The 25,253-nt window shown below is 58.7% G+C and carries 26 protein-coding genes, 1 pseudogene and 1 CRISPR repeat array; of the genes and pseudogenes, 19 read left to right on the top strand and 8 right to left on the bottom strand.

Annotated elements, in window-relative coordinates:
• The first annotated feature begins 1 nt into the window (after nt 1).
• The 19 genes from KW841_RS06655 to KW841_RS06570 all read left to right on the top strand — a co-directional run bounded on the left by KW841_RS06655 (nt 2) and on the right by KW841_RS06570 (nt 14,771).
• Complete coding sequence (locus tag KW841_RS06655; RefSeq protein ID WP_102674419.1) at nt 2-316, top strand: hypothetical protein; 315 nt, start codon at nt 2-4, stop codon at nt 314-316.
• Nucleotides 313-948, top strand: a complete 636-nt coding sequence (locus KW841_RS06650) for a phage tail protein (protein WP_218474724.1) — start codon at nt 313-315, stop codon at nt 946-948. The genes KW841_RS06655 and KW841_RS06650 overlap by 4 nt, the downstream gene beginning before the upstream one ends.
• Complete coding sequence (locus KW841_RS06645) at nt 941-1,504, top strand: hypothetical protein (RefSeq protein WP_218474722.1); 564 nt, start codon at nt 941-943, stop codon at nt 1,502-1,504. Before KW841_RS06650 ends, KW841_RS06645 begins: the two co-directional genes overlap by 8 nt.
• A complete protein-coding gene (locus tag KW841_RS06640) occupies nt 1,471-2,031 on the top strand; it encodes a phage baseplate assembly protein V (RefSeq protein ID WP_218474720.1) in 561 nt (186 codons plus the stop codon). Before KW841_RS06645 ends, KW841_RS06640 begins: the two co-directional genes overlap by 34 nt.
• 57 nt (nt 2,032-2,088) lie before the next feature.
• Nucleotides 2,089-2,319: a hypothetical protein gene (locus KW841_RS06635; protein ID WP_256357731.1), complete on the top strand. Its 231-nt coding sequence runs from the start codon at nt 2,089-2,091 to the stop codon at nt 2,317-2,319.
• A 13-nt stretch (nt 2,320-2,332) separates the two neighbouring features.
• A complete protein-coding gene (locus KW841_RS06630; protein WP_043302559.1) occupies nt 2,333-2,659 on the top strand; it encodes a GPW/gp25 family protein in 327 nt (108 codons plus the stop codon).
• Nucleotides 2,656-3,534, top strand: a complete 879-nt coding sequence (locus KW841_RS06625) for a baseplate J/gp47 family protein (protein WP_056724300.1) — start codon at nt 2,656-2,658, stop codon at nt 3,532-3,534. Before KW841_RS06630 ends, KW841_RS06625 begins: the two co-directional genes overlap by 4 nt.
• 1 nt (nt 3,535) lies before the next feature.
• Entirely contained in the window at nt 3,536-4,147 is a 612-nt protein-coding gene (locus KW841_RS06620; RefSeq protein ID WP_218474718.1) for a phage tail protein I, read from the top strand.
• Nucleotides 4,140-6,449 (top strand): phage tail protein, encoded by a 2,310-nt coding sequence (locus tag KW841_RS30005; RefSeq protein ID WP_218474716.1) that lies wholly within the window; start codon nt 4,140-4,142, stop codon nt 6,447-6,449. Before KW841_RS06620 ends, KW841_RS30005 begins: the two co-directional genes overlap by 8 nt.
• Nucleotides 6,449-7,036 (top strand): hypothetical protein, encoded by a 588-nt coding sequence (locus KW841_RS06610; protein ID WP_218474714.1) that lies wholly within the window; start codon nt 6,449-6,451, stop codon nt 7,034-7,036. Before KW841_RS30005 ends, KW841_RS06610 begins: the two co-directional genes overlap by 1 nt.
• A gap of 102 nt (nt 7,037-7,138) precedes the next feature.
• The gene (locus KW841_RS06605) at nt 7,139-8,302 is read left to right on the top strand and encodes a phage tail sheath family protein (protein WP_218474712.1); all 1,164 of its coding nucleotides are present in this window, start codon (nt 7,139-7,141) and stop codon (nt 8,300-8,302) included.
• 12 nt (nt 8,303-8,314) lie between these two features.
• Nucleotides 8,315-8,818, top strand: a complete 504-nt coding sequence (locus KW841_RS06600) for a phage major tail tube protein (protein WP_218474708.1) — start codon at nt 8,315-8,317, stop codon at nt 8,816-8,818.
• Nucleotides 8,819-8,829: 11 nt separating this feature from the next.
• A complete protein-coding gene (locus KW841_RS06595) occupies nt 8,830-9,138 on the top strand; it encodes a phage tail assembly protein (RefSeq protein WP_115947901.1) in 309 nt (102 codons plus the stop codon).
• Nucleotides 9,125-9,250 (top strand): hypothetical protein, encoded by a 126-nt coding sequence (locus tag KW841_RS29595; protein ID WP_256357730.1) that lies wholly within the window; start codon nt 9,125-9,127, stop codon nt 9,248-9,250. The genes KW841_RS06595 and KW841_RS29595 overlap by 14 nt, the downstream gene beginning before the upstream one ends.
• Before the next feature lie 29 nt (nt 9,251-9,279).
• Entirely contained in the window at nt 9,280-11,640 is a 2,361-nt protein-coding gene (locus KW841_RS06590; protein WP_218474706.1) for a phage tail tape measure protein, read from the top strand.
• A 9-nt stretch (nt 11,641-11,649) separates the two neighbouring features.
• Nucleotides 11,650-12,507, top strand: coding sequence for a phage tail protein (locus KW841_RS06585; RefSeq protein ID WP_218474704.1), 858 nt, complete (start codon nt 11,650-11,652; stop codon nt 12,505-12,507).
• Entirely contained in the window at nt 12,482-12,688 is a 207-nt protein-coding gene (locus KW841_RS06580) for a tail protein X (RefSeq protein ID WP_027923855.1), read from the top strand. Before KW841_RS06585 ends, KW841_RS06580 begins: the two co-directional genes overlap by 26 nt.
• 52 nt (nt 12,689-12,740) lie before the next feature.
• Nucleotides 12,741-13,775 (top strand): phage late control D family protein, encoded by a 1,035-nt coding sequence (locus KW841_RS06575; protein WP_218474702.1) that lies wholly within the window; start codon nt 12,741-12,743, stop codon nt 13,773-13,775.
• Between the two features lie 201 nt (nt 13,776-13,976).
• The gene (locus KW841_RS06570; protein WP_218474699.1) at nt 13,977-14,771 is read left to right on the top strand and encodes a DNA adenine methylase; all 795 of its coding nucleotides are present in this window, start codon (nt 13,977-13,979) and stop codon (nt 14,769-14,771) included.
• Nucleotides 14,772-14,773: 2 nt separating this feature from the next.
• Nucleotides 14,774-15,934: direct repeats of the CRISPR family, unit length 36 nt; unit sequence GTTCCGATACCCCACCATCGGAATGGCTGATAACCT.
• A gap of 40 nt (nt 15,935-15,974) precedes the next feature.
• On the opposite strand, the gene cas2 is transcribed toward KW841_RS06570, so the two are convergent.
• From cas2 to KW841_RS29590, 8 genes and pseudogenes are all read right to left on the bottom strand, one after another.
• The gene (gene cas2, locus KW841_RS06565; RefSeq protein ID WP_218474697.1) at nt 15,975-16,283 is read right to left on the bottom strand and encodes a CRISPR-associated endonuclease Cas2; all 309 of its coding nucleotides are present in this window, start codon (nt 16,281-16,283) and stop codon (nt 15,975-15,977) included.
• Nucleotides 16,274-17,221 carry a type II CRISPR-associated endonuclease Cas1 gene (cas1, locus tag KW841_RS06560; protein ID WP_218474695.1) on the bottom strand — a complete coding sequence of 316 codons (948 nt, stop codon included), beginning with the start codon at nt 17,219-17,221 and terminating at the stop codon, nt 16,274-16,276. Before cas1 ends, cas2 begins: the two co-directional genes overlap by 10 nt.
• A 2-nt stretch (nt 17,222-17,223) precedes the next feature.
• Entirely contained in the window at nt 17,224-20,550 is a 3,327-nt protein-coding gene (gene cas9, locus KW841_RS06555; RefSeq protein WP_218474693.1) for a type II CRISPR RNA-guided endonuclease Cas9, read from the bottom strand.
• A gap of 619 nt (nt 20,551-21,169) precedes the next feature.
• Complete coding sequence (locus KW841_RS06550; RefSeq protein ID WP_218474691.1) at nt 21,170-21,823, bottom strand: hypothetical protein; 654 nt, start codon at nt 21,821-21,823, stop codon at nt 21,170-21,172.
• A complete protein-coding gene (locus tag KW841_RS06545; RefSeq protein ID WP_218474689.1) occupies nt 21,798-22,742 on the bottom strand; it encodes a DNA-processing protein DprA in 945 nt (314 codons plus the stop codon). The genes KW841_RS06550 and KW841_RS06545 overlap by 26 nt, the downstream gene beginning before the upstream one ends.
• Nucleotides 22,743-23,059: 317 nt before the next feature.
• Nucleotides 23,060-23,269, bottom strand: a complete 210-nt coding sequence (locus KW841_RS06540; RefSeq protein ID WP_218474687.1) for a hypothetical protein — start codon at nt 23,267-23,269, stop codon at nt 23,060-23,062.
• A gap of 348 nt (nt 23,270-23,617) precedes the next feature.
• Nucleotides 23,618-24,756, bottom strand: a pseudogene (locus KW841_RS30000) (tyrosine-type recombinase/integrase).
• The gene (locus KW841_RS29590) at nt 24,642-25,061 is read right to left on the bottom strand and encodes a hypothetical protein (protein ID WP_256357729.1); all 420 of its coding nucleotides are present in this window, start codon (nt 25,059-25,061) and stop codon (nt 24,642-24,644) included. Before KW841_RS29590 ends, KW841_RS30000 begins: the two are co-directional and overlap by 115 nt.
• Between the last annotated feature and the right edge of the window lie 192 nt (nt 25,062-25,253).

The raw sequence follows: 25,253 nt of genomic DNA, 5'->3' as shown, positions 1-25,253 counted from the left end.
CATGGCCTTTCGGGACCTGGTCGCGGAGATCGACAGCGTGGTGTTCGACACGCTGGCCGATGTTGGCTACATCGAAGGTCGGCGCGTGTTGGGCATGTTCTCGGCACCCTGGTTACAGCCCAAGGTCGGGCGCTTGAACACCGGCCTGCGCGATCCGTGTTTTCACATTCGAGTGGCCGATGCTCAGGGCGTGGAAAAAACACAGACGGTGCACATCGAGTTGCCCGCCCTGGACGGTGGCGGCGAATACACCCTGACTCACCTTGAGCCGGCGGGTGATGGCCTGGTGGCCTTGTCTCTGAGGTTAAAAGCATGAGTGCCGTTCCGGTGACGTTGCAGCTTTCGGCCAACGATATGCAGGCCTTTGAACAGCTGGCCAAGGTGATGCCCAAGGCCGTTGCCGCGGCGCAACGGCGGGCGATCAACAAGACGTTGGGCTGGTTGGCCACGCACATGGCGCGCGATGTCAGCAAACAGGAGCGGATTGCCGTGCGGGCGGTACGTCAGCGCATGCGCAGCTACCCCATCAAAGGCCAAGGCCAGTTGGGCAAACTTTGGTTTGGCACCAACCCGATGGAGGCCAGCCGGATAGGGAGTCCCCGTCAGGGCAAGGCCGGTGTTTCGGTGGCGGGGCGGCGTTATCAGGGCGCGTTTTATAAACGCGTGTATGGCAACAAGGCGGATATCTGGATTCGCACCTCCAGCAAACATTTCAACCCGGAGGACTATCCCGGCAGCACCGCCTCTGCGGGTGGCGGCACGAGTTCGGGCTGGATCGCGGAAAACGACAATCGCTTTCCACTGGCCAAGGCCAAGGTTTCGCTCGAAGACGCCGAAGAGCCTTTTTACATCTGGGCCAACAAGGCCGATGAGCGTCTGCTGGTGGTGTTCAAGCAGGAGATGAACTTTGAGCTACATAAATACCTGAAGGGGAGCGCCCGTGTCTGATCCTGCCTTTTCGCTGGATGCGTTGTACGCCGCCATCGAGGAACACCTCCGCCAAGCCTTGCCGACGGTGCGATTTGTCGCGACCTGTCCGGACATTCAGGATCGGGTAGCACTGCCGGCGGTGTTCCTGGAACCGGTGGAGTTTGAACCCGGGCAGGACATCGGTACCGGTGAAACGGTACTCGTCCAGCGTTTTGAAGCGCGGGTCATTGTCGCGCCCGAGTTGGCCCGCCATCAGCAACTGGGCGCCCAGTTGGCGGCACAGATCGCAGTGCTATTGCGAGCGCAGACGTGGGGGCTGGATAACGTCGAACAGGCGCAGTTTGTCGCCTCGCGTCAGGACTGGACCAAGCCGGAGCTGGATGGTTATACCGTGTGGATGGTGGAGTGGACTCAGCAGATCTATCTCGGCGAAGTCGAGTGGCTTTGGCCTGACGAACCTCCAGGCACGCTGTACCTGAACGTCGACGGCTGCACCGGTACCGGCAATGAAGATCACTACTTTCAGCCGGAGGATCTGGCATGGGATACGCCAGCGCTGAACACGACCGGATGATTGCGGCAATGCTGCTGCCTTGTGTGGTGGTCGGCATCGATCTGATGGCCGGCCGGGTGCGGGTCAAGGCCGGTACCTGGGTCAGTGCCTGGGTGCGCTGGCACAGCCTGGCCGCCGGCAAGGCCCGTCACTGGCGGGCGCCGAGTCCGGGGGAGCAGGGCGCATTGTTCAGCCCCAGTGGGGACCCGGCCATGGGCACCTTTATTCCGGGGCTGTATGGCAACGCCGGGGCGCAGCCGGACAACCGCGATCACGTCGAGGCCTGGTACTTCGACGATGGCGGCTCGCTGGTCTACGACTGGCAGGTCGGCAGTTACCGCATCGATCTGCCCAATGGCAGCCGCGCGACGATCACGGTCGGTGTCTCGCAGTTTGAAGTGACACCGGATCAAGTCCGAGTGAGTGCCAGCCAGATCACCCTGGTGGGGGAAGTGAGCATCGACGGTGCGCTGAGTGTGTCCGGCGACATCAGCGGCGCCGGCACGATCATGGATGCCGGCGGCAACAGCAGCAACCATTCCCACTGAACAGCTATTCATCTTTAGCCCGCCGCGTGCGGGCTTTTTCATGTCTGGAGAAAAAGCATGACGAGTAAAACCAAGGACGTATCGGTAGCCAGCGATGAGCCGATCCCGGCCACGCCGGCCGCGCTCTGTACCTTCCGCGACACGCTGTACACCTCGCGGGTGCTGATCCTGCTGGAGGCCGGGCGCACCTTGAAAGTGGAAAAGGGCCAGGTTGCGGTGGCGTCGGAGGACACGGTCGCGCTCGAGTATTTGCAGGGTCGCAAGGATTTTGTCGCGGTCGAGGGCTGATTCAATGATCGGGATGATCGGACTGGATCGCCGCACCGGCCAGCTGATTTCCGGCCTCGATCACCTGCGCCAGTCCATCGAGGACATCTTGTCGACGCCCTTGGGCAGCCGGCGCATGCGCCCGGAGTACGGCAGCAAGCTGCGGCGCTTTGTCGACCTGCCGGTCAATGACGGCTGGAAAAGTGCCGTGCAGGCGGAAGTGGCCAGCACGCTCGGGCGTTGGGAGCCTCGCCTGAAACTCGGCCGCGTGCGCGCCGTGGCCATCCTCGACGGGCGTATCACCTTTGAACTGACCGGGCAGTACCTGGGCAGTGACGTGACTCTGGAGGTGTCCGCATGACCATGGAACTGGCGGCCTTGCCGCCGCCGCAAGTGCTGGAAGACCTCGACTTTGAGGTGGTCTACCAGGAGAAGCTGGAAGCCTTCCGCCTGAGCATGGGCGACAACTGGAGCGCGGAGCTGGAGAGTGATCCGGTGCTCAAGCTGATTGAGCAGGCCGCATATGGCGCCTTGCAGAATCGGGCGCGGGTCAACGATGCGGGCAAGGCCTTGCTGTTGGCCCACGCCGAGCGTGCCGACCTCGATCACCTGGCCGCCAACGTCAACCTGCAACGCCTGGTGATTCAGGCCGGAGATCCGAGCACGGTGCCGCCGACGCCGCAGGTGCTCGAAGAGGACGATGCCCTGCGCGAGCGGGTTCAGCTGTCATATGAGGGGCTGACCACGGCGGGGCCGCGCAACAGCTACATCCTGCATGCACGCAACGCCTCGGGCCTGGTGGCCGATGCCACGGCGGAAAGCCCATCGCCGGCCGTGGTGGTGGTCACCGTGCTCAGCCTGGAAGGCAGCGGCGCGGCCTCGCCGGAACTGCTGGAAGAGGTCCGGCTGCACCTCAATGACGAGGACGTGCGGCCGGTGGCCGACCGCCTCACGGTGCAGAGCGCCGTGGTCATCGATTACCACATTGAAGCGGTGCTGTACCCGCAGGCACCGGGGCCGGAAAACGAAGCCTATCTGGCCGAAAGCCAGAAACGCCTGAGCGAGTGGATCAACCCGCGCCGCCGTCTGGGGCTGGAAGTGGCGCGTTCAGGCGTCGATGCGCAGCTGCACGTTCCCGGCATCGCCCGGGTCGAGCTGCTGGACTGGACCGACATCAAACCGAGCAAGGCCGAGGCCGCGTACTGCACGGGCTACACCGTGACACTGGGGGCCTGACATGAGCAGTTTGTTGCCGCTCAACAGCACCCCGCTGGAATTGGCCGTGGAAGCGGCCAACTACGAAAACACGCTGATTCCGCTGCGCAGTTTGTACAACGCCGACACCTGCCCCGAACACCTGTTGCCGTACCTGGCCTCGGCCTGGTCGGTGGACCGCTGGAACAACAACTGGACCCAGGAGGCCAAGCGCACGGCGATCCGTTCGGCGTACGACGTGCACGCGCGCAAAGGCACCATAGGTGCGTTGCGTCGGGTGGTCGAGCCCTTGGGCTACCTGATCGACGTCGTGGAATGGTTCGACACCGTGCCGGAAGGCGTGCCCGGCACCTTCGCTCTGGAGGTCGGCCTGAATGACGCCGGTATCACCGAGGAACTGTACGAGGAACTGGCGTGGTTGATCGACGACGCCCGCCCGGTCAGCCGGCACATGACCAACCTGGCGCTCAGCCTGCAGACCGAGGGGGTGCTGGGCATTGCCGTGTGCGTGCAAGAAGGTGAAGAGATCGACGTGTACCCGCCGGCCCCGCAAGACATCGACGTGACCGGCACTTTTGGCCCGGCGCTCTGCGTCGATGAAACCGATACTTTGGACGTTTATCCCTATGATTGATAAAACCAGTCAGTTTTTTGCCATTCTCACGGCGGTCGGTGAAGCCAAGCACGCCAATGCCATCGCCATGGGCCTGGACTGGATGTTCACCGAGATGGGCCTGGGTGATGCCAACGGCACCGACCCGATACCCGATCGCCTACAGACCCAATTGATCAACGAATGGCGTCGGGAGCCGATCAACCAGATCCGCGTCGATCCGGCCAACCCCAACACGGTGATCACCGAGCAGATCATTCCGCCCGAAGTCGGCGGTGAGTGGATTCGCGAGATCGGCCTGTACGACGTCGACGGGGATCTGGTGGCGGTGGCCAACTGTGCGCCGAGCTATAAACCGTTGTTGGCCCAAGGCACGGGCAAGACCCAAGTGGTGCGGATGAACTTCATCGTCAGCAGCTCGGCAAACATCGTGCTGAAGATCGACCCTGCCGTGGTCTTGGCCACCCGCGAGTATGTCGATCTGGCGATCAGTGAAGCGCTGGCCAAGCTGGATCACAAGCAGTCAGCGCGGGTGGCAGCGACCGCCGGCATTGCCCTGAGCAATGTGCAGACCATCGATGACGTGGCCGTGGTCGTCGGTGACCGGGTGCTGGTGACCGCCCAGGCAGAAGCCCAGAACAATGGCCTGTATGTTGTCAGCGCCGAAGGCTGGACGCGTTCCGCCGATGCCGACTACAGTCTGGAAGTAACCCCGGGGTTGTTTATCCATGTGGAAGAGGGCACAGCCAACGGCGACAGCCTTTGGCAACTGGTTACCGATGCGCCGATTGATCTGGGCACCACCGGTTTGCAGTTCGAAATGATCGCGGGCGGCAGCGGGGTCGGTGTGGGCACGTTTCGCAGTGTCACTGTCGATGCCCTCGGGCGTGTGGTTGCCGGTACCAACCCGACCACCTTGGCCGGCTACGGCATCACCGATGCCCTGGCAGTCAGCGAAAACCTGGGCGATGTTGCGGATGTGGTCGAGGCTCGGAATAACCTCGGGCTGGGCACCGCTGCGACCGCTGCTGTGCAGGTCCATCTGCACGATGAAACGCCTGATGCGCTGATGAAGGTCGGAGCGTTCGGCTGGGGCGGGCCTGCCTATGCGGTCAGTGATGTTGACATCGGTGGCTTGAACGCGGAGACGGCCCTCTATTTCATCAGCAATGGCATAGGAGGGCCAGGTGGCGGGATCTATGAGGGTTGGGTTCGCGTCTCGGCGATTACACCAGGTCAATACGCCTTCCAGGAGATTTATGGGAATGCCGACCACACCCTACACCGCCGGGCCTTGACTGCCGGTGTTTGGGGCGAATGGGAAAGCATCTGGGACTCAACCAATCTGGTTAAACAAATCTACCCCCAAGATGACACGCCAGGCCGTGTATTGCTCACGGGTGCTTATGGCATCGGTCACGGGGGGATTGTCCTTCCCGACGGCACCGATCTAAACACAGTCACCACCGTGGGTATTTACCGAGTGAACCCCGGCCCGAACGTTCCAGCTGGCGGTCAATTCTCCCCCATGCTGGTTACGGTCAGTCAAGACACCCTCTGGCAACAAATCATCGGCTATAACACCGGTACAACTCTTACTCGTGGCGGTGTTCGGACCCCAGAGGGATTCGTATTCAGTGAGTGGGTAACGGGCTGGGACACTAGTAACTTTGACCCTGCTGCGTACCAACCTGCGTTGGGCTTCACTCCCGTGCAGCAAGGCGGTGGTGCGGGTCAGGAGTCGAACAAGGTCTACATTGGTTATCGACCCGCCACGAGCGACGTGGGTTTACAGGTTGATGTGACCGACTTCGGGAAAATCTGGACCGAAAGCAATTTTGATCCTGCTTCCATATTTTCGATGCCCATCGGCGTGCCGTTTCCGTGGCCTACCGCTACTCCTCCAGAAAAATGCGTTTTGATGGCGGGTCAGCCATTCAATGTCGAGTGGTACCCAGCATTGCTGGCCGTGTATCCCAGCGGCATCCTGCCAGACATGCGCGCCGAGTCGATTCGTGGCCTGGACAGCGGGCGCGGCGTTGACCCCGATTGGGGGCGCCCAGTGTTGAGCGCGCAGCTCGACACGCTGCAAAACATGACGGGCGAGCTCAGGATGCAAGATGACGATTCAATGTTGCTGGTGAATACCGCGACCGGCGTATTTACGGCTAGTGGTTACATGACGAGTGATATACCCGCTGCACCACGAATCAGTACAACGGGCTACATGTCGGTAACTTTCAATCCTTCAGCCGTCGTCCGTGTGAGTACGGAAACCCGTATGCGCAACGTGGCGTACAACTACATTTGCAGGATGTACTGATGCCGACTTTAGTGAATGGTTTTTTTGATGAAAGTGGCTGGATCGACGTTTACACCTTCAGTGAAACCACCGCTGAATACCTCGGCCAACACGAAACTTATGTCAGCTGTGGCTGCGGTCTGCCAGCGGGCGCCACGCTGGAAGAACCGCCCGAAGCCGGGGAGGGGGAGGTGGTGGTCTGGAGGGATGGGTCGTGGGTGGTCGTGCCAGACTTCCGTGGTCCGGTGTATCAGACTACCGATGGCGCCGAGGTGCTGTATTCGCTGCCGGGCGAGTTGCCGCCCGAGCTGACGGCCTTGCCCCGACCGAGTGCGGCCTATCTCTGGGATGGTTTCGTTTGGGTGCTCGATGCCGCACTCGATCTGGCGATGCAGAGCCGTCGAGAACGATCGTGGATCGAAAATGAACTGCATTGGGCGGGCCGAGAGATCGACAAGCATCTGGATGCTGACCCGGCTGCGCTGAACACCGAACTCGCCTGGCGCACCTACCGCAATGAACTGCGGGCCTGGCCTCTTTCGCCAGACTTTCCAGCCAGTGATAAACGGCCGTTAAAGCCGGACGGACTGACCAGCACCGCGTCCTGACGCCCCGCATTGCCGGGGCGTTTTCTTTTCCATGCTGCACGTCACCGCACATCCCCACGGCCTCGCTTATGCGGGGCTTTTTCGTTTCTGGAGCATCACTCTATGAGTTTTTTTCACGGCGTCACCGTGACCTTGGTGGACACCGGCGCCCGGCATATCGCCACCCCGTCCGCGTCGATCATCGGCCTGTGCAACACCTTCACCGTGGGGCCGCCAGCAACCGCAGCGGCCAACGAATTGCTGCTGATCACCCGCGAAAGCGAAGCGGTCGCCGCCTGGGGCCCGGACGCGGCGATCACCCAGGACTGCAAGGCGATTTTCAAGCGGTCCAAGGCGGTGATTGTTGCTGTCGGTGTGCCGCTGCTGGAAGACCCGGCCGAGCAGCTGTCCGCGATCATAGGCGGGGTTTGGGCCGACGGTAGCCGTACCGGCATGCAGGCGTTGCTCAACGGTAAAAGCAAGTTCAACGCCCAGCCACGCTTGCTGGTGACTCCGGGGTATTCGGCGACGTTGGCAGTGGCCACCGAACTGGTGGCGCTGGGTGACAAGATGCGGGCCATGGCCATCATCGACGGACCGAATACCACCGACGAAGCCGCCATTGAGTACGCCGGCAACTTCGGCAGCAAACACGCCTACATGGTCGATCCGGGCGTGCAGTTCTGGGACACCTGGACCAGTGCCACCGTCAACGCACCGGCTTCGGCCTGGACCGCGGGCCTGTTTGCTTGGACCGATGCCACCTACGGTTTCTGGGCCTCGCCGTCGAACAAGGAGTTTGTCGGCGTTACCGGCACCACGCGGCCGATCGAGTTTCTCGACGGCGATGCGTCCTGCCGGGCCAACCTGCTGAACAACGCGAACATCACCACGATCATCCGTGATGACGGCTACCGACTGTGGGGCAACCGCACGCTGTCCAGCGACCCGAAATGGAAGTTCGTCACGCGCGTGCGCACGCTGGATATCGTCATGGACGCCATCCTCTACGCCCACAAGTGGGCTGTTGACCGCTCGATCACTGCGACCTACGTCAAAGACGTGACCGAAGGCCTGCAGGCGTTCATGCGCGACCTGAAGAATCAGGGCGCGATCATCAACTTTGAGGTCTATGCCGACGAAGAGCTGAACACCTCCAGCGAACTCAGCGACGGCAAGGTGTACTGGAACATCCGGTTCACCGATGTGCCGCCGGCCGAAAACCCGAACTTCCGCGTGGAGGTGACCGATCAGTGGATCACTGAAGTGCTGGACACCGCTGCCTAAGGAGGCCGTTTTATGATTCCTGAAGTGCTCTACAACACCAACCTGTTCGTGGACGGCATCAGCCTGCAAGGCGACGTGCCGAGCCTGACCCTGCCCAAGTTGACCCTCAAGACTGACGAATACCGCGCGGGCGGCATGGATGCGGCGGTCGAACTCGACATGGGTATGGAGAAGCTGGAAGCCAGCTTCCTCACCAATGGGGTGCGCCGCGAGGTGCTGAAGTTCTTCGGCCAGTCCGACTTGACCGGGTTCAACGCCTCGTTCCGCGGAGCTTTTAAAGGCCAGAAAGGTTCGATCAAGGCGGTGATCGCCACCCTGCGTGGCAGCCTCAAGGAAGTCGACCCGGGAGACTGGAAACCGGGTGAAAAGGGCGAGTTCAAGTACGCCGTTGCGGTGACCTATTACAAGCTGGAGATCGACGGCAGCGTGATGTTTGAAATCGACCCTCTCAACTCGATCCGTGTCGTCGATGGCACCGATCAACTGGCCGCCGTGCGGTCTGCCCTGGGCATGTAAGGAATAACACCATGAGCAATTCAAAAGACAACGTCCTGCCGAAGTGGCTGCAACTGGGCAGCGGCATTGCCACCGTGACCCTGTCCCGGGCGAGCCAGGCCAACGGCATTCAGGTCGACAAGCTGACCCTGCGTGAACCGACGGTGCGTGAGATGCGTGCCGCCACCTTGCAGGGCGGTAGCAACGAAGAAGAGCAGGAAATGGTTTTGTTCTGCAGCTTGGCGAGCATCGGCCGCGCGGATCTGGAGGGGCTGCTGATGCGTGATTATCGTCGTCTGCAGACCGCCTATTTTCGTGTGGGAGCAGATGACGGGGTTTAACCCCAAGCTGCAAAAAGCCCTGGCTAAACGCCTGGCCGTCGAGCTGAACTTTTCGGCGGCCGAGATTCAGGAGCTGTCGTTTTCCGAGATGGTCTGGTGGCTCACGGATTGAGCCCATCCCGTCGCACGTAGGTGATAACCATGTCGAACAAACTCTCGCTCGGGCTGGTGATTGGTGGCGCCGTCGATTCATCCCTGGGCGCCGCCTTCAAGAATGTCAGCGGCGAAATGAAAAAGCTCGAGGCGCAAACCACACGCGCCAAGGGCTTGCAGAAAGTCATCGGTGAGACCATGCGTCTACGCGATGAATGGAAAAAAGCCCACGACAGTGGCGCGGCCAACGCCGATGCCTTGCTGCGCAAACTGGAAACCAGTACCAACAGCCTGCGCAAGCAGGGTGTCGAAGTCGGTCGGCTGCGTCAGGAGTACCTGGCGCTGGGCAAGGTGGTGCGCAGTGCCGAGTTCAAGGCCAAAGGGATGGGGCAGGTGGAAGAGGGGCGAGAGAGCCTGCGCAGCGGATTCGGCACGGCGGTGGCCGGTACCACCCTGGCCGCCGTGCCGACCAAGGTCAGCGCGGATTTTCAGGCGATCATTCGTGACATCGCGATCAAGTCCGGTACCGCCAACACCCAGCAGGAAGTGAACACCGCCCGCGACATCGTCCAGACCTCAAAAGACACCGGCATGGCCAACACCCAGGTGGCCGAGTTGGTGAACCAGCTGGTTGGTGGCGGCATGGATCTGACCGAAGCGCTGAAGCATGCGCCGGTGGCGGCCAAGTTTGCGGTCGGGCAGGGCGCGTCGGGTACCGATACGGCGAAGATGATTCTGGCGATGCAGAACAACGCCAAGATCACCGACCCGAAAAAAATGGAACAGGCCCTGGCGTCGGTCGCGTTGCTGGGCCAGCAAGGCAGCTTCGAAGCGGCCGACATGGCCAAGTGGTTTCCGGAACTGTTGGCGCAGATGGCCAGCAGCGGCATCACCGGTCAGGATGCGGTGACCCAGCTGGGCGCCATGCTGCAGGTGCAGATCAAGAGCGCCGGCAGTGCCGATGAGGCGGCGAACAACCTGAAAAACTGGGTCGCGAAAATTGGCTCGGGGGAAACCGTTAAAGGCTATGCCGATGCCGGGATTGACTATCAGGGTTCGATGAACGCGGCCATTGGCAAGGGCCTGTCGACCTTTGAAGCCAGTTTCGAACTGGCGCGCCGGTACGTGGAAAAGACCGATCCGAAAAAGGCCAAGCAACTGAATCAGGGGCTGACCCAGATCAGCCAGGAGACGGACCCGGCCAAGGCGCAAGCGATGGCCGATGCCTTGGCCGCCACTTTGCGTACCGGCGATTTGTTTGCCGACATGCAGGTCAAGACGGCCCTGATGGCGTACACGCAGAACAAAAAATTCTACGCGGACCTGAAAAAAGGCGCCTCGGACCCCAACGGCCCGCGCAAGGACATTCTCGACAAAAACCTGAATGAACGGCGTGAAACGTCAGCGCAACGCTGGGCCGAAACCGGTCAGGCGTTCAACGATTCGTTGCGCGCCATCGGGGATGCCCTGCGCCCGGCGACGGATGCGCTGGCCACCGGTATCAGCGGCGCGGCGAGGGGCTTGACCGCGTTGTCCGAGCAAGCGCCCCAAGTGGTGCTGGGCCTGGCGGCAGTGAGTGCCGGAGCGCTGGTGCTGGGCAAGGCGTTGGCCATGCTCAAGATCGGCCGGGGTCTGGCCAACATCGCGCGCGGTTCGGCCGGCGACCGGTCCAATATCGTGCAGCGAGTGTTCGTGACCAACGCGAATGCCGGCGATGACGGCGATGACGACGGGCTGGATCACGGCAAAAAAGGGAAGGGCGGAAAGGGCAACAGCCCTGCCAGTCGGATGTCCCGTGGCATGAAAGTGGGCGGGGCGCTGGCGGTGGTCGGTGCCGGCGTTCAGGTGTTGGACACTTACCAGAATGCGACCACTCGCGATGAGAAGGCCGAAGGCTACGGCGAGGCGGCAGGCAGTCTGGCCGGTGGCCTGGCGGGTGCAGCGGCCGGCGCAGCCATTGGTTCGGTCATCCCGCTGCTCGGTACCGCAGTGGGTGGGATGATCGGTGCCTGGCTCGGGGCGTGGGGTGGCGGAGACGTGGGCGCGACCATGGGCAAGGCTTTATTTGGTGGGCCGGACACGCCAATCGTACGCAAAGCACCGCTCGGCATCGTTCCCATGGCCGCCGGCCAGGGGGTTGGCGCGGTCGTGCGCTCGATGGAAAACGCCCCCGCCGCGCCGGTCACGGCGGCGGCATTGATGTCGAGCACCGCGGCTAAGACACCCGAGTGGCCGAAAGTCGATCAGCAATTTACCTTCGCCCCGGCACCGGTTTTTCAGGTGCAGGGTGATGTGAAAGACCCGGCGCAGTTCGTCCAGGAAATGATGCCGTACCTGCGGCGCCAGTTTGACGACTTCGCTCGGGAAGCTCGCGACCGCCAGTTGTTTGATGCGCCCCATGTGGGCTAAGGAAGTGTTATGGCGGATGAAAAGACCTACCTGCAGCACTTGCAGGGCGGGCTCAAGTACATGGTCGACGCCGGTGAAGCCGGGCGCACTGACATCGAGTCGATGACTGGGCCCATGAATGGTGCACTCAATGAAATCAGCGGGGCGGCCGATGCGCTGGAAGGTTTGCCCTTTATCAGCGAAGACCTGAGCGACAAAACCCGGCGTCTGCAGGATGCAATCAACTCGGCGCAGGCCAAGATCGGCAAGGTCGCCAGCTACTACAACCAGACTCAGCGCGCGTTGGCGCAGTTTGATGAGCACTTTTCCGCGTTGACTGAGCAGATCGGCCGGTTTGGCGCGGCATTCAACAAGGTCGCCGGCAAGGCCAATGCCGCGTTGGGCAACATCCTGCCCACGGAATGGTTTGCTGGCGACATGACGCCGATCCCGGACGCGGTGAAGCCGTTCCCGCATCTGCTGATCATCTATCCGCTCAAGACCAACGAGCGGCCGTATTACTTCAACCTGGACACGGCGGCGTTTGACGAGCTGCGCCGGCAGACTTCGTTTCGCTGGGCGGCGCAGGAACGCCTGACCCGGCGCCCGGCGCAGCAGGCCGTGGGGCTGGGTGAGGAGAAAATCACCATCAAGGGCGCGATTTACCCGAGCTTCAAGGGTGGGCTGAAGCAACTGGATACGCTGCGCAGTATCGGCGCCAAGTTGCTGCCACTGAATTTGACCACCGGTTACGGCGAGGTGCTGGGCAACTGGTGCCTGACCAACATCGACGAAGAGCAAAGCGCTTTGCTGCCCGGTGCCATTCCGCGCAAGCAAGGCTTTTCATTGGAGTTTGTCCGTTATGGCGATGACTTGCAGAACAGCTGACGGGGATCTGCTCGACACCCTGTGTCACCACTATTACGGCCACCTGAACCGCAGTGTCGAGGCGGTGCTGGCGGCCAATCAGGGACTGGCCGATGAGCCGCAACCGTTCCGGGCGGGTGTATTGATCACGCTGCCGGATCTGGTGATCGAACCCGACAGCGTGATTTCACTCTGGGATTGATCCCATTAACCAGCCCGCTCAGTGCGGGCTTTTTCTTGCCTGGAGTACCACGATGCAACCGCTGTTTCGTATCGTCGCCGACGGCGCCGACATTACCGCGCTGATCAATGATCGATTGGTTTCGCTGCAGCTTTCCGACCGCCCCGGCATGGCGTCGGATTCGTTTGAGTTGCGCATCGACGACCGTGACGGCGCGGTGTCTCTGCCTGTCCGTGGCGCGAGCATCGAAGTCTACCTGGGTTATGCCGGCGCCGACCTGACGCGCATGGGCCGCTACACCGTGGACGAGGTGGCGGTTTCCGGCCCACCGGACACGCTGGTGATCAGCGGCAAGGCCAGCGACATGCGTGGCAGTGGCAAAACCACGCGTAGCGGCAGTTGGGAGGACGTCAGCCTGGCGCAGATCGTCGGCGACGTGGCCGCGCGCAATGGCTGGCAGCCGTCGTGCCCGGTCGACACCCGGGTGCCGCGCATGGACCAGCTCAATGAATCCGACTTCAACTTCATCACCCGGGTGGCCAAGAAGCACGACTGCACTGCCAAGGTGGCCGACGGAAAGCTGCTGGTCTTGCCGCGACAAGGCGGGCAGAGCGCCAGTGGCAAGGACTTGGGTGTGATCACCTTGCAACGCAATGACGTGACCCGCTGGCAGTTTCGCTTGAGCGACCGCAGCGCGCATCAGGGCGTCAGCACCCAGTACCAGGACCCGGCCAGCGGCGAGCTGCTGATCTCGCACCTGGACAATCCCAACGTGCCCGAGGGCCTGCCGCCGGTGCATACCGATCGCCACATCTATCCGGACCGCACGGCGGCCGACGAAGCGGCCAAGGCGCGTCTGGCCGCGTTCAACCGCTCGACGGCCTCGGTGCGCCTTGACCTGCCGGGGCGGACCGATCTGTTTGCCGAAATCATGGTTGAGACGCATGGCTTCAAGCGCGGCCTCGATGGCGAATACCTGGTGGAGTCGGTGGATCACACCTTCACCCCGTCCGGGTGGACGGTGTCGGTAGAGTGCAATGGGGGCAAGGAGGGCAAGGCCAAGGCCTCCGGCAAGCCGCAAAAAGTCGTGCTTGAAGTGCCGGGTTGATCGCTCGGGTGCATGAGTCGTCCCGAGTCAAAAGTTTCCAAAATTAAAGTAAAAGGAGCGGCCAATCTGGATGCGTCAACATCCAGCCTGGCCACCGTCCCCGCAGATTGTCCCTGCAAGTCCCGCCAAGGCTCCTGCTCTGTGCACAAAGCAGAGCCAGCCTAGCACCTGTTTATTTATACAGTAAAGGTCTTGCTATCCATGTCTACACCCATCATCCCTTGGATGGGCGGCAAACGCCGTCTGGCCGATCGTCTCATCCCACTGTTTCCACCCCACGAATGCTACGTCGAAGTCTTTGCCGGCGGCGCAGCGCTGTATTTCATGCGGCCCCAAGCCGCGCCTGTGGAAGTGCTCAACGACATCAACGGTGACCTGGTGACCTTGTACCGCGTGGTGCAGAACCACCTCGAAGAGTTTGTGCGCCAGTTCAAGTGGGCGCTCAGTTCGCGCCAGGTGTTCGAGTGGCAGAAAATGACCCGCGTCGAAACCCTCACCGACATCCAGCGTGCCGCCCGATTTTTCTACCTGCAGCACCATGCCTTTGCCGGCAAGGTCTCCGGACAGACCTTTGGTACCGCCACCACCACCCCGGCGATCAACCTGCTGCGCATCGAGGAAAACCTCTCGGCCGCCTGGCAACGCCTGTCCGGGACCTACGTCGAAAACCTGCCCTGGTTGGACTGCGCCGAACGCTACGACCGGGCGCATACCTTCCACTACATGGACCCGCCGTACTGGCAGACCGCCGGCTATGGCGTGGATTTTCCGTTTGAGAACTACGAACGCATGGCCGATTTCATGCGCCGCTGCAAGGGCCGGGTGATGGTCAGCATCAACGATCACCCGGATATCCGCCGGGTGTTCGAGGGCTTTCACTTTGAGACGCTGGATATTCGTTACACCACGACCAACCAGCGGCAAGGGAAGGCCGAGGTCAGTGGCGAACTGGTGATCATGAATTGGAAACCGGCTGAGCTAGGAGGGTTGTTCTAGCTCTGAAGGTACCTCGCCATCGGAATGGCTGATAACCTTCAACCATCACCCGTATTGCCTGCACCTGTGTTCCGATACCCCCCCCCATCGGAATGGCTGATAACCTGGTCCACTCAGTCCGCAGACTGCCCGCCTGGTTCCGATACCCCACCATCGGAATGGCTGATAACCTGCCATTGGGGAAGTTCAGCAGCTGGTCCACGTTCCGATACCCCACCATCGGAATGGCTGATAACCTTCGCACGATCGGCGAACGGGTCGGCCTGGAGTTCCGATACCCCACCATCGGAATGGCTGATAACCTGGCGCACGTACCACTCCGGGCGAATGATCAGTTCCGATACCCCACCATCGGAATGGCTGATAACCTCCGCCCGGTCCGCCATTTCTTGCCACGACATGTTCCGATACCCCACCATCGGAATGGCTGATAACCTTCCGGCTGTTGCGGATCGAGCGCCAAGTACGTTCCGATACCCCACCATCGGAATGGCTGATAACCTCGCCCACGAACAGGCCCACGGTGGTCATCAGTTCCGATACCCCACCATCGGAATGGCTGATAACCTGTGTAGGGTTGTGGCGTGCTGTAGTCTTTCGTTCCGATACCCCACCATCGGAATGGCTGATAACCTGGCCAGGTTCAACGCGTCGCTCTGTTCTCGGTTCCGATACCCCACCATCGGAATGGCTGATAACCTACGGCTCTGCGCGTTCATCTGTAACGCAGTGTTCCGATACCCCACCATCGGAATGGCTGATAACCTCGATAAATCCGGCGATGGCTTCGCCGTCTAGTTCCGATACCCCACCATCGGAATGGCTGATAACCTGTCGCGCGTGGCGTGGCTCAAGTCCCTAGCGTTCCGATACCCCACCATCGGAATGGCTGATAACCTGACCGTCTCGGCGTCCCAACATGCCTTCACGTTCCGATACCCCACCATCGGAATGGCTGATAACCTGGCCAGCCACGCCTCCAACAACTTGGTGTAGTTCCGATACCCCACCATCGGAATGGCTGATAACCTGATATCCCACGTTCTACCTTCGACCGTTCTGTTCCGATACCCCACCATCGGAATGGCTGATAACCTCTTGTCGGTACGCGCCTGCTCGTATTCCTCGTTCCGATACCCCACCATCGGAATGGCTGATAACCTCTTAATTTCGCAACCTCTTGCCAAGGTTGCGTTTTTTACTTCAGAACAGCTCGATTTGATTGGGGGCGACAGGCTTTTTCCGGACGCTGTTTTCACCAAAATACTCCTGAGTCATCGCGTACTGCTTATCGGTGACAAGAAAGAACGCTAGTTGCGCTCGCTCGGGTATATTGCAGCGCAAACGTGAAATGCAAGCCTCGGCTGTTGCCAAGCTCGGAAAGTGACGGACATAAAGCGAGTTCTGCAGTTGGATGAAGTTGGCCCGCAGCAATGACTTTCGGAAAACCGTATAGTCGTGTCGAGCTTCTGGGCTTGTCATCGGGCAGTCGTAAACGGCGATTACCCACATGACCCGCCATCCGTTAAAGGCCATCGCTCATACTCCGGTAGCATGATCGTACTTGGATGTCGTCCGGCATGAATTGCATCGAGCGTTTGTACCCAGCTGTCAACCGTGGACTCTATTGCGGCAGGCAGACGGTAGTCGCCTCGTGGCATGGGTAGGACGTCAGCCATGAATTGTGCCAAATGCTTGCGGGTATGCGCATCGAAGGGATGCTGACCATTCACCTCAAGTTGGTGAGCTACCCGCCACTCAATGAGGAAGCGATAAGGCTCTATAAAGTCATCGGCCAAATTGAATGGGTTCTGTTGATTGCAGTGGCCCACGCCCAAGCAACCGTTGAGGCCGGCACAAGCCAAGCTTCGGGCGATCAGTGAGCGCAGGACGGCGTAGCCGAAGTTAAGGCGCACGTTCAGCGGGTCGATAGCCCCCTGTTTATTGCGCTGAAACCCCTCAGGCAATAGGTGCTTCCAGTAGTGGCGGGCGCCTTGACTTTCACATTGGCTGCTGTCATTGGGCTGGACTTTTTCGGCTAGTCGCTCTAGAAACAACGCTCCCTTCTTGCCTAAACTGCGCAGAACGGCGGCTTCTCCCCGTAGACGTGCTTGCACTAATCTTTGCCAGACGATGCCCCGCCATGGCGACTGTTGCAATTTGATCTGCTGGAGCAGTCGCAGTGTTTGACGCATGGGGGCGAGCAGTGGATAGACCTGTGCCAGCGGCTGATGTCGATCATCCATTACCAGCACGATAGCGCCTTCTTGGCTTAGGGTCTGCAGTGTGTGGACCGTTAACGTGATGGCCGGATGGTGGAGGCACAGCACGGCGATATCGGAGGGCAGGACGAAGACGCTTTCCTGCTGAGGTCGGCGGATGCACAGGCGCCCAAGATCAATGCTCAGGTAAGCTTGATGTTCGATGAGCAGTACTCTGTGCTCGGACATCGTTACACTCGCTCAAGTCGATGCGCCTGGTTGAAGGAAACCTTTTTCTTGCCCGAGTTTGCTTCACTGATTTTATCGAAATTGCGGGTGTCCTCGTAGGGGATGAGGAAAATATTGCCTTCGGCTTTGAAATAACCCACAAGGTATTTACGGTTGTCGCGACTGTCGATCACCGTATCCCCCTTGAACAGGCGCGTCGCCTGTTGCTGGTTCTTCATGAAATCGCGGCCCTGTGCTTCGCGCTGAGTGACGAGACGCGCTTGGTGTTTGCCGTTTTCTCCAGTCCTTATCTCTAGGCAAGCATAGCCATCGTTGAGCAGGCACTTTTCGTGATCACCCTGACGGCTTTTGTGAACGATGCGTACGGCATGATCGGCGTAGCCTTGCAAACAACGGACTCGCCAGATTTCGGTGCCGTAGGCGGGGTAGGGTACTGGAGTCGATAGTGCCTGTTTCGGATTCAGCCCGGCAGAAAGGCGCGCCTGGAACGCATCCTGAACCAGTTGGCGCACTTCTGGGCTGGCGATACTCTGGATATTTTTGCGAGTCTTATCTGCGGACTTTTCGTCTGCGAGATGCACCAAATGTTTGCGCCGCGTCAGCTGTGACCGCTCGCTTTCGGCGGGGTAGTGGACGCCATAAGCGTAGTCCTCGAACAGTCGGCCAGCAGGGTTGCGGTCGGGCTTGTGCGTCAGGTTGCACGCGCGAATCATATCCAAAGCCTGACCGCGCAGATTGTGCATAGGTGGCTCAATACACCAGTCACGCCGAACTTTCTCGCCGCAGGCGCGCTTTTTGCTTTCTTCTAAATAGCGCCGAGCCAGAGACACGTACAACTTACGGCTGGTGAGTGCGATGACCAAGGCGTCAATGCCATGGTGACGGTGATCGAAGCGCTTTTCCAGTTTGCGCTCGGTCCTTTCGGCCGGATTGTCCGGTGGATGACCTTCCCACTGTTTCCGAAAGCGCAGAAATTCTTCTGGATGTACGGGATTCCGATCAATGTCCAGAACGGGAAGGTTTTCACCGTAGCGCGTTTCTGCGATGACTGTATCTAGCCGCCATTGATGGCGCAGCAGAGAGGTGAACTCCCCCCGGGAAACAGAGATGAGTGGGGAGATCGTGCGCAACCATTGCGCTGCAGCCTTAGCAATCCAGGATGTCTGGTGCAGCTGGCGGTCCGCGAACCCGGCTATAGACTCGTCGTTCAATACTTCATTTTCATAATCTTTGAGCAGCAGAAGGTGTGCTTTGCGGAAATATCCCATTGCCTTCGCACGGTCTTTGAAATAGTACTTTTTGCCCAGCTCCTGAAATCGGGTGGCGGCGCGTTCTACGGCGGACCAGCGCTCGCTATCGTGGCCAAATGCTTGCCAGGGCGTTTGATCGCCTTTTAAGTGATTGCATCCCGCATGGGCGAGCACCAGTTCACTGCGTTTTCGCCCGATTTGGGTGAGCGAGCGGGGCAGAACGTGTTCTACGTGCGTCATGTTCGAGGTGGCCGCTTCCAGGTTGATGGGATGTGCACAGTAAGGACACCAGTGCCGTTCTTGCTCCTCCCAGAGTTGATAGCGCAGTATTCGGGAGTTACTGGCAATCAACCCGTGCCCTTCAAGTTCGCTGGCGATTTTTCGTCTGGCGAGTTCGTTATTTCGAATGCGGCTTTCCTGCTCATTGCGCAAAGCAACACCCTTGCCGACCTCTCTTGCCATTTCGATGATGATTTCTGCTGGCCTTTCACCTTGCGCGTCAATGCAATGGTTGATGACCTTGCGCAGTTCGCGCAAAGCTCCGTCGACAACATCGTTGCCAGTGCTCGGAGCGGCCTCAAGTCGCTGGCGTAATTTCTGCGGTTGCGTATAAAGATGTGGATAGCAGACCCTTATCGCCGCTTCCTCGTCGACTTCGCCGCGACGCTCAGCCCCTGGACCTTCATCGGGCCACCACGGATCATCGAACCACTCGTTCAGCTTTTCTAGGGCCTTTACCGAGTAGCTACTGCGCCCGCCGTCGAACTTCATAGCGGAAAGCCGATTGAAAATCGGCTGGCCATTGCTATCTGTGCATCGGCGAAGCGCATCAATGAAGCAAACGACTTCCTGCCGGAACCGACGATAGGCGTCAGTGTTGTCAGCCTTGGCGCTGTCTTTGCGGATGTTCCGGTGCCAGTCATCAGGGATCAGTATTTCCGGACCACCCAAATCTGACAGCAGGTTAATGACGGATGTCTGGTCACGAGATGGAAGCGTCATCCATTCGTCGTGCAACCCCAGCGCACGCCAACGGGCAACGGTGCTATTTCCAGGTAAGTGATCCCGACTGCTGCGCTCCAGATTCAAAGTGCGATATCGCGGGTCATTCAACCCGGCATCGTTCAGGGTTTGGTGCAGGCGCTTGAAGCTGACCTTGTTTTCTCCATTGGTAGGGTCATTCAACGTCTGACGCAGTAGGTCTAGTTGCGCTCTGCTCAGGCGTTCAGCCTGTCGTCCACCGCCCCAGCGCAGGTCGTGGAGCGTCTTATGAATTCTGAAGATCTGGGCTGCCATTTGGGCGCGTGGGGCCCGCGGAAGATTGGGTTCCAGTAGGCAGTTACCTACCATATGACCGGGAGATTTCAGCGATCGCTGATAGAACAGTGCCTCATAGAACCATTCCTTGAGTGTTTTTTCGAGATGAGAGCTGTGCAGGATCGGGTGGTATTGGGCTTGGGTTGTCCAAATGTGTTCGAACTCGGCGATTACCATTTCACGTAACGCATAAAGCGGTTCCACCCCTGGCCGCTCGGCTTTGAGCCAGACCGGCAGCCCGTGCTGCTGTCGATGCAACAAATATTCACCCAGAGTTATCTGCTCAAGGCTCTGCTCTTCGGCGACAGCTCGCATTTCCAGGCTCAGCTTGTCACTGGCAGCTTTGACCACGCCGCCTTCCGAGTCGCGAAATCCACCTGAGTAGCCGCGGCGTTTGGCTATTCGCAGCAGTACCAGGACAAACTCGTTAAGCTCAATCTGCTGACGCGCCGCAATGGCTCGCAATGTGCTCAAATCCTGCCAGCGCCCAAGCTTGACTTCGGCTTTGTGTAATCCCAGCAATGGGATCAGATTAGCGATACGGCGCAACCGTCGGGCTCGCCTTTCAACCTGTCTGCGCAACTGACGGGCGTCACGGCGAGCTGCTTTTTTTGGCACTAGCCCTTTCTGTGTGTTTACGACGGGTTCGCTGAAAATGCGCACTGCGTGCCAGTCAATGCAAGAAGGCTGGTTGTTTACAATACGAATGGCAACAGCACCGATGGAGGCAGTGCCCAGGTCGATACCTAATTTGTATGTCATTTTCTTGCCCTGCCATCGCAAGTCACTTATCTTTAAAAGCGTATCAGTTATTCCGATGGTGGGGACTATCGGCAACAAGGCTGAGTACTTCGGTACGAAGCCAACCGATACAAACGGCCACTTCGGTGGCCGTTTTTTATGCGGGTGAGTTACTCGTTTCTGTTGATCGCTGCGAAGGCGCCGCATTGTCGGCGACCTCGGCGGCGGTGCGCGGCTGTACCCGAGTAGAGAGATCCAGAATAGTGGCTTCCAGTGCGAGCTGGTTTTTATGGATCTTGTACAGTAGGGAAGGGAGCTGATCAGTCCTTGGCATCGCGAAACCTCCGTGGAGATTTCAACGTAACAGCCGTTGATCGTAAAAGAGGGTAGAGGCATATGGTCGGCCGGACGCCGGGGGGCCAAAAAGGTGTGGGGACTTTTTCGGGGGGGGGGGGCTATTTTCTGCTTGGCTCTGTTAGGCACCGTTTGCAGCGAGCGCCAGAAGAAGAGCCAGTAAATGCTGGGCTGTGTGCCCATTTTCAAGCATGGGGTGCTAGGGGCAAACGTGGTGCTATTAGCCGTTTATTGCCTTCGCGAAGCGCTGCAGTCGACCCAAAGCGGTCTTGGGGTCTTGAGCAAATTACAGCGCATCAGAATCGTCGTCCTGAGGCCACTCAATTGGCGGGTGAATAGTCTTTGCTAAAAACAATCCTTGCACTGACTGCACACCAGGAAGTGCGGTTAGTAATTTTTTTGCAGCTGCGAAGCTAGCGCCCCGGGTGATGACATCGTCAACCACGAGCACGATTGGTCTCAATGGTTGAACAAGACAAGATTGATCGATTTGAAGGGTTTCGGCTAGTCCTTCTGGAGTCGATCGGCACCCGAAATGCTGTGCATCTCTTGGCTGTGCTTGCACCAGGACTTGTCGGATATCTAGCCCTGGCTGCTTTTGAGCAATGTAGCTAAGCACTTGGACCATGCGGTCGTCATATTCGGGATGTCCGATAGGTTTTGAGCATGGCAAAGGTATAAAGGTGACTTCTGTTGAGCAGACGTCTAGCTTCAGGTTGGAGTTCAGGATTGCCTCTCCCCAATACACCACGGCTCGGCGCTTCCAGCGAAGCTGCGCTTCTGGGGAGTTTGGGCTTTTCTTGAGGTTATGTATCTGCTGGTTTGTATCACTTGCACCATAGCCACCTCCAGCGGTGTATTCACCGTAGTGAAAGCATTTGTCGTCCGCAGATAAATATTTGAAATCTATAGGATCAAGAACGGAGAGACGTATCGGCATTTAGCTCGTCCATGAGATGAGTAACGTTCTTGATCCGAATGGCTCCCAGTTTCTCAAAGCGAGCAGGCCATGTGAGTTCTGGATTTCGAAAGCAGCTGTCGAGAATGAAGAGCTTTCTTCCCTGGGCTAGGGCTGCCCTTGCTTGAACTAGTGTTCCGGACGTATTTCCAGCCTCCACAATGATCGTGGCTTTTGTGAGAGCAGACATGGTCACATTACGAGCTGGAAAAAAAAGTCGATTGGTTCGATAGTTTTGATTTTTGTACCGTAAAAACGGCACTTGAGATATGACCAGGAACCTCTGAGCGATCTCCTCCTGCAGCTCTTTGTTTTCTTTTGGATAATACTCGAGCAGCGGAGTGCCTATGACAGCTATCGTCTTACCCCCGGCAGCGATAGCAGCTGTGTGAGCTGCAGTATCAATTCCTTTCGCCAATCCCGAAACAATGGTGTACCCAGCTTTGGATAGCGAGTGTGCAATTCGACCAGCGTTAAGCGCTCCTTCGGCCGTTGGTTCGCGGGTGCCAACGATTGCTACTGAAGGCGTCTCTACGAGCTCCCAATTTCCTTGGTAGTACAGAACCTCGACAGGGTGGTCCGCATCTCTCAGTTTTTTGGGGTACTCGCCAGCACCGTTAACTCGAATGCCTATGGATCGTAAGCGCTCTGCGCCTACTGTGTCGACTAGGCGATCCCATGTCTGATGGATCACTTCCTCTGGCACGAGCTCCGATGGAACGACACCTGGATTACTCCTAAACAGCTCTGCCAAATTGGCAAACCAAGCACCGTCTCCCATCCAGAGCGACTCGTACGCAGACATCTCGTTCTGCGGAACGATCGGGGTGGATTCAAAAAGATTTGCGAGATTGAAGCTATTCATAGTCATCTGGTATGCGGAGTCAGAGTCTACACGCATGAGGTCTATCCATTGAGTAGGGTGGTGCGTCTCTAGCCGATCTGCCGCTAGGTTTAATAACATCATACGTTGTCACAGCTGCGATGCGAACCGTTCCATCTTTAACCCCTAGGCAAGCGGTCTCATTGAGTGAGGCGTTTCCAGAAGATTCCACATACAAGCCAGAGATTAGACTAGAGAAGGAGAGCATAGCAGTGATCCGAGAGATGGCTTCATGATACTGATTATAGATACAGTATGGGCGGTGAGATGTATTTCCAGGTCACGCTAGTGAGGCGCAAGGGCGTAGCCGGATACATGGCGGTGTGACACCGTGGTCACTCCGGCGTCATCATCACCGCGAGTGTCATCTTGATGAATTCTTCATTTTTATCGATCGTATCCAGGGCGCCGCGTACGTTATCGGCGACGTCTGCGGATCCGCGCTGCTCGACCCAATTCGTGAGCTCCATGATGGCGGCTTCCAAGGCGAGTTGATTTTCGTTGAGCTTGGACAGCAGGGAAGGGAGTAGATCTGAGTTTGGCATCGCGAAACCTCCGTGGAGATTTCAGCGTAGCAGTTGGTGCTGATCGGGGTGGGTAGGGGAAGGGGGCAAAAAGTTGCCATCGTGAGAGGCTGGTTGTGCGCAAAACCTCCGCTGGAGGCCGCGGATTACCGTTTGCGAAATCACAAAAAAGCGGATTCTTTGCTACCCTGAATTGCGCTAGTATTCCTTTTAAAACAGTACCTTAGGTGATTACTGCTCCCAATATGGGGTGCTAGGGGTCGAGTGTTCGAATCACTCCGTCCCGACCATATTTTTCAATGACTTAGGCCAATGTTCACAGCATTGGCCTTTTTCATGTGCGTGACTTTTGCGTGACTTCTCGATTTATCACGCCTGCTTCCTCTTCAAGATTGTCAGGACCGGTCCACGCGAATCGGTTGCTGATACCATGTTCGCAGCTTCCTTCAGGTGCCCGAGCTCAGCGCCCGAGTAGTGACTGGTAATGCTGCCGTTCTTGTGGCCCAGAAGTGCCTTTCGGTCTTCCTCGGTGACGCCTGCTGCGCGTAGCCGACGGCCAAATGTGTGTTTGAGGTCGTGGATCCTTATGGATGCATAACCTCCTGCCAGAGTTTCGCCGCTCTCACCCGTGCCTTCTTCCAAGCCGAGTCATTCATACGGTGCATTGCGCTGCCGTTGTAAGGGAAAATCCATTCCTTGCTCAGGTCGCGCTGCTGGTCAATGATCGACTTGGCCACGTTGTTGAGCACGACCAGACGCTCATCACCGTTTTTCACTCCCGAGCGTTCGTGCCTGCCGCCGAAATCAGCCGGGATCAGAAATACGCTGGTGCCGAGCTCCGGTACCGAAATCTCCCAATCCCATCTCAGCTTGCAAACTTCCTGCTCCCGGGTGCCGGTGTTCACCTTGAACAGTGCCATCGTTTGCAGGTGGGCCGGCAATTCCGCAAATAGAATCGACTGCTCCTGCCATGACATCGGGTACGGCTTGCGGCTCGACTTCTTCTCTTCCAGCTTCGTGAGCATCGGCACGCTATCCAGCCACGGCCTGCGCTCATCGTCTCGCCACTTCCTGGCACACAACGATAAAACCCGAACTACACGCTCGATCGAGATATTCACCGTTCTGTTGCTGACGCCTTTCTTTACCTTGCCGTCCTCGAGCTTCTTGGTCGCCAACCTGTCTTTGATGAACGGCACCAGGGCTTGGTCATCAATGTGGGTCAGCGGCATATCGCCTATGAACGGATCCAGCTGTGAAAGGTGGTGGGCTGATAGCTTGATTGAAGGCTGGTCCTTGAACTCCAGCAGGAAGCGAGTTGCCGCCTCCCGCCAGATCCTGACCTTCTTTACGCCGTACACCTTTTGCTGGCGGATCTGCTCCAGCCGGTAGATCAGGTAGCGTTCCGCTTCTTCCCGGTCACCAGTTCCAGTGCTTTCGTAAAGTCGTTCTCCGTTGATTTTCTTGTCGATATGCCAGATGCCTTTCCTCTCGGAAAGGCCTGTGATCGATTTTCGCGCCATGATTTATCTCCTTTCAGGCGCTCGCTGCGGGGCAATTGTTGCTCCGGGGCGCGTTTTTTATCAATTGCTTTGGCCTCGACATACGCCGTTGCCCAGTCATCCAGCTCCTGCCGGTCGAAGCCGATACCGCGCTCGCCGATGGGGAACTCGCTGACATAAGGGCGCACGGTTTTATCGAATTCAGCGCGGCACATGCCCAGGTAGGTAGGCGCTGCGCCGGCACGGATGAAACGGGGGAGGATGCTTTCGCGCCGGGGCCGGGAGGGCACCTGCGCCAGTTCTGCAGACATAAAAGCTCCATGCCGCGCGTGGCGGCAGAGGGTGGGTGTTTGGAATTCTGATGAAGGGCATGAGGTACGCTTTGAAGGTGAGCTACGGTTTATTGGTTCATCTCGCCAGTTGCGTACACGCTTTCTCCCCTGAGGTGACTGGTGAGGTGAACTCTTACCGCCGCGGCCTCTTGTAGATGAGCCAGAGCATGT

Origin of the sequence: Pseudomonas sp. PDM28 (assembly GCF_019219115.1) — a bacterium.
GTDB classification, from domain to species: Bacteria; Pseudomonadota; Gammaproteobacteria; order Pseudomonadales; family Pseudomonadaceae; genus Aquipseudomonas; species Aquipseudomonas laurylsulfatiphila.
Note: the sequence above shows the minus strand (reverse complement) of the source record. Positions and strands in the feature narration are given on the sequence as shown.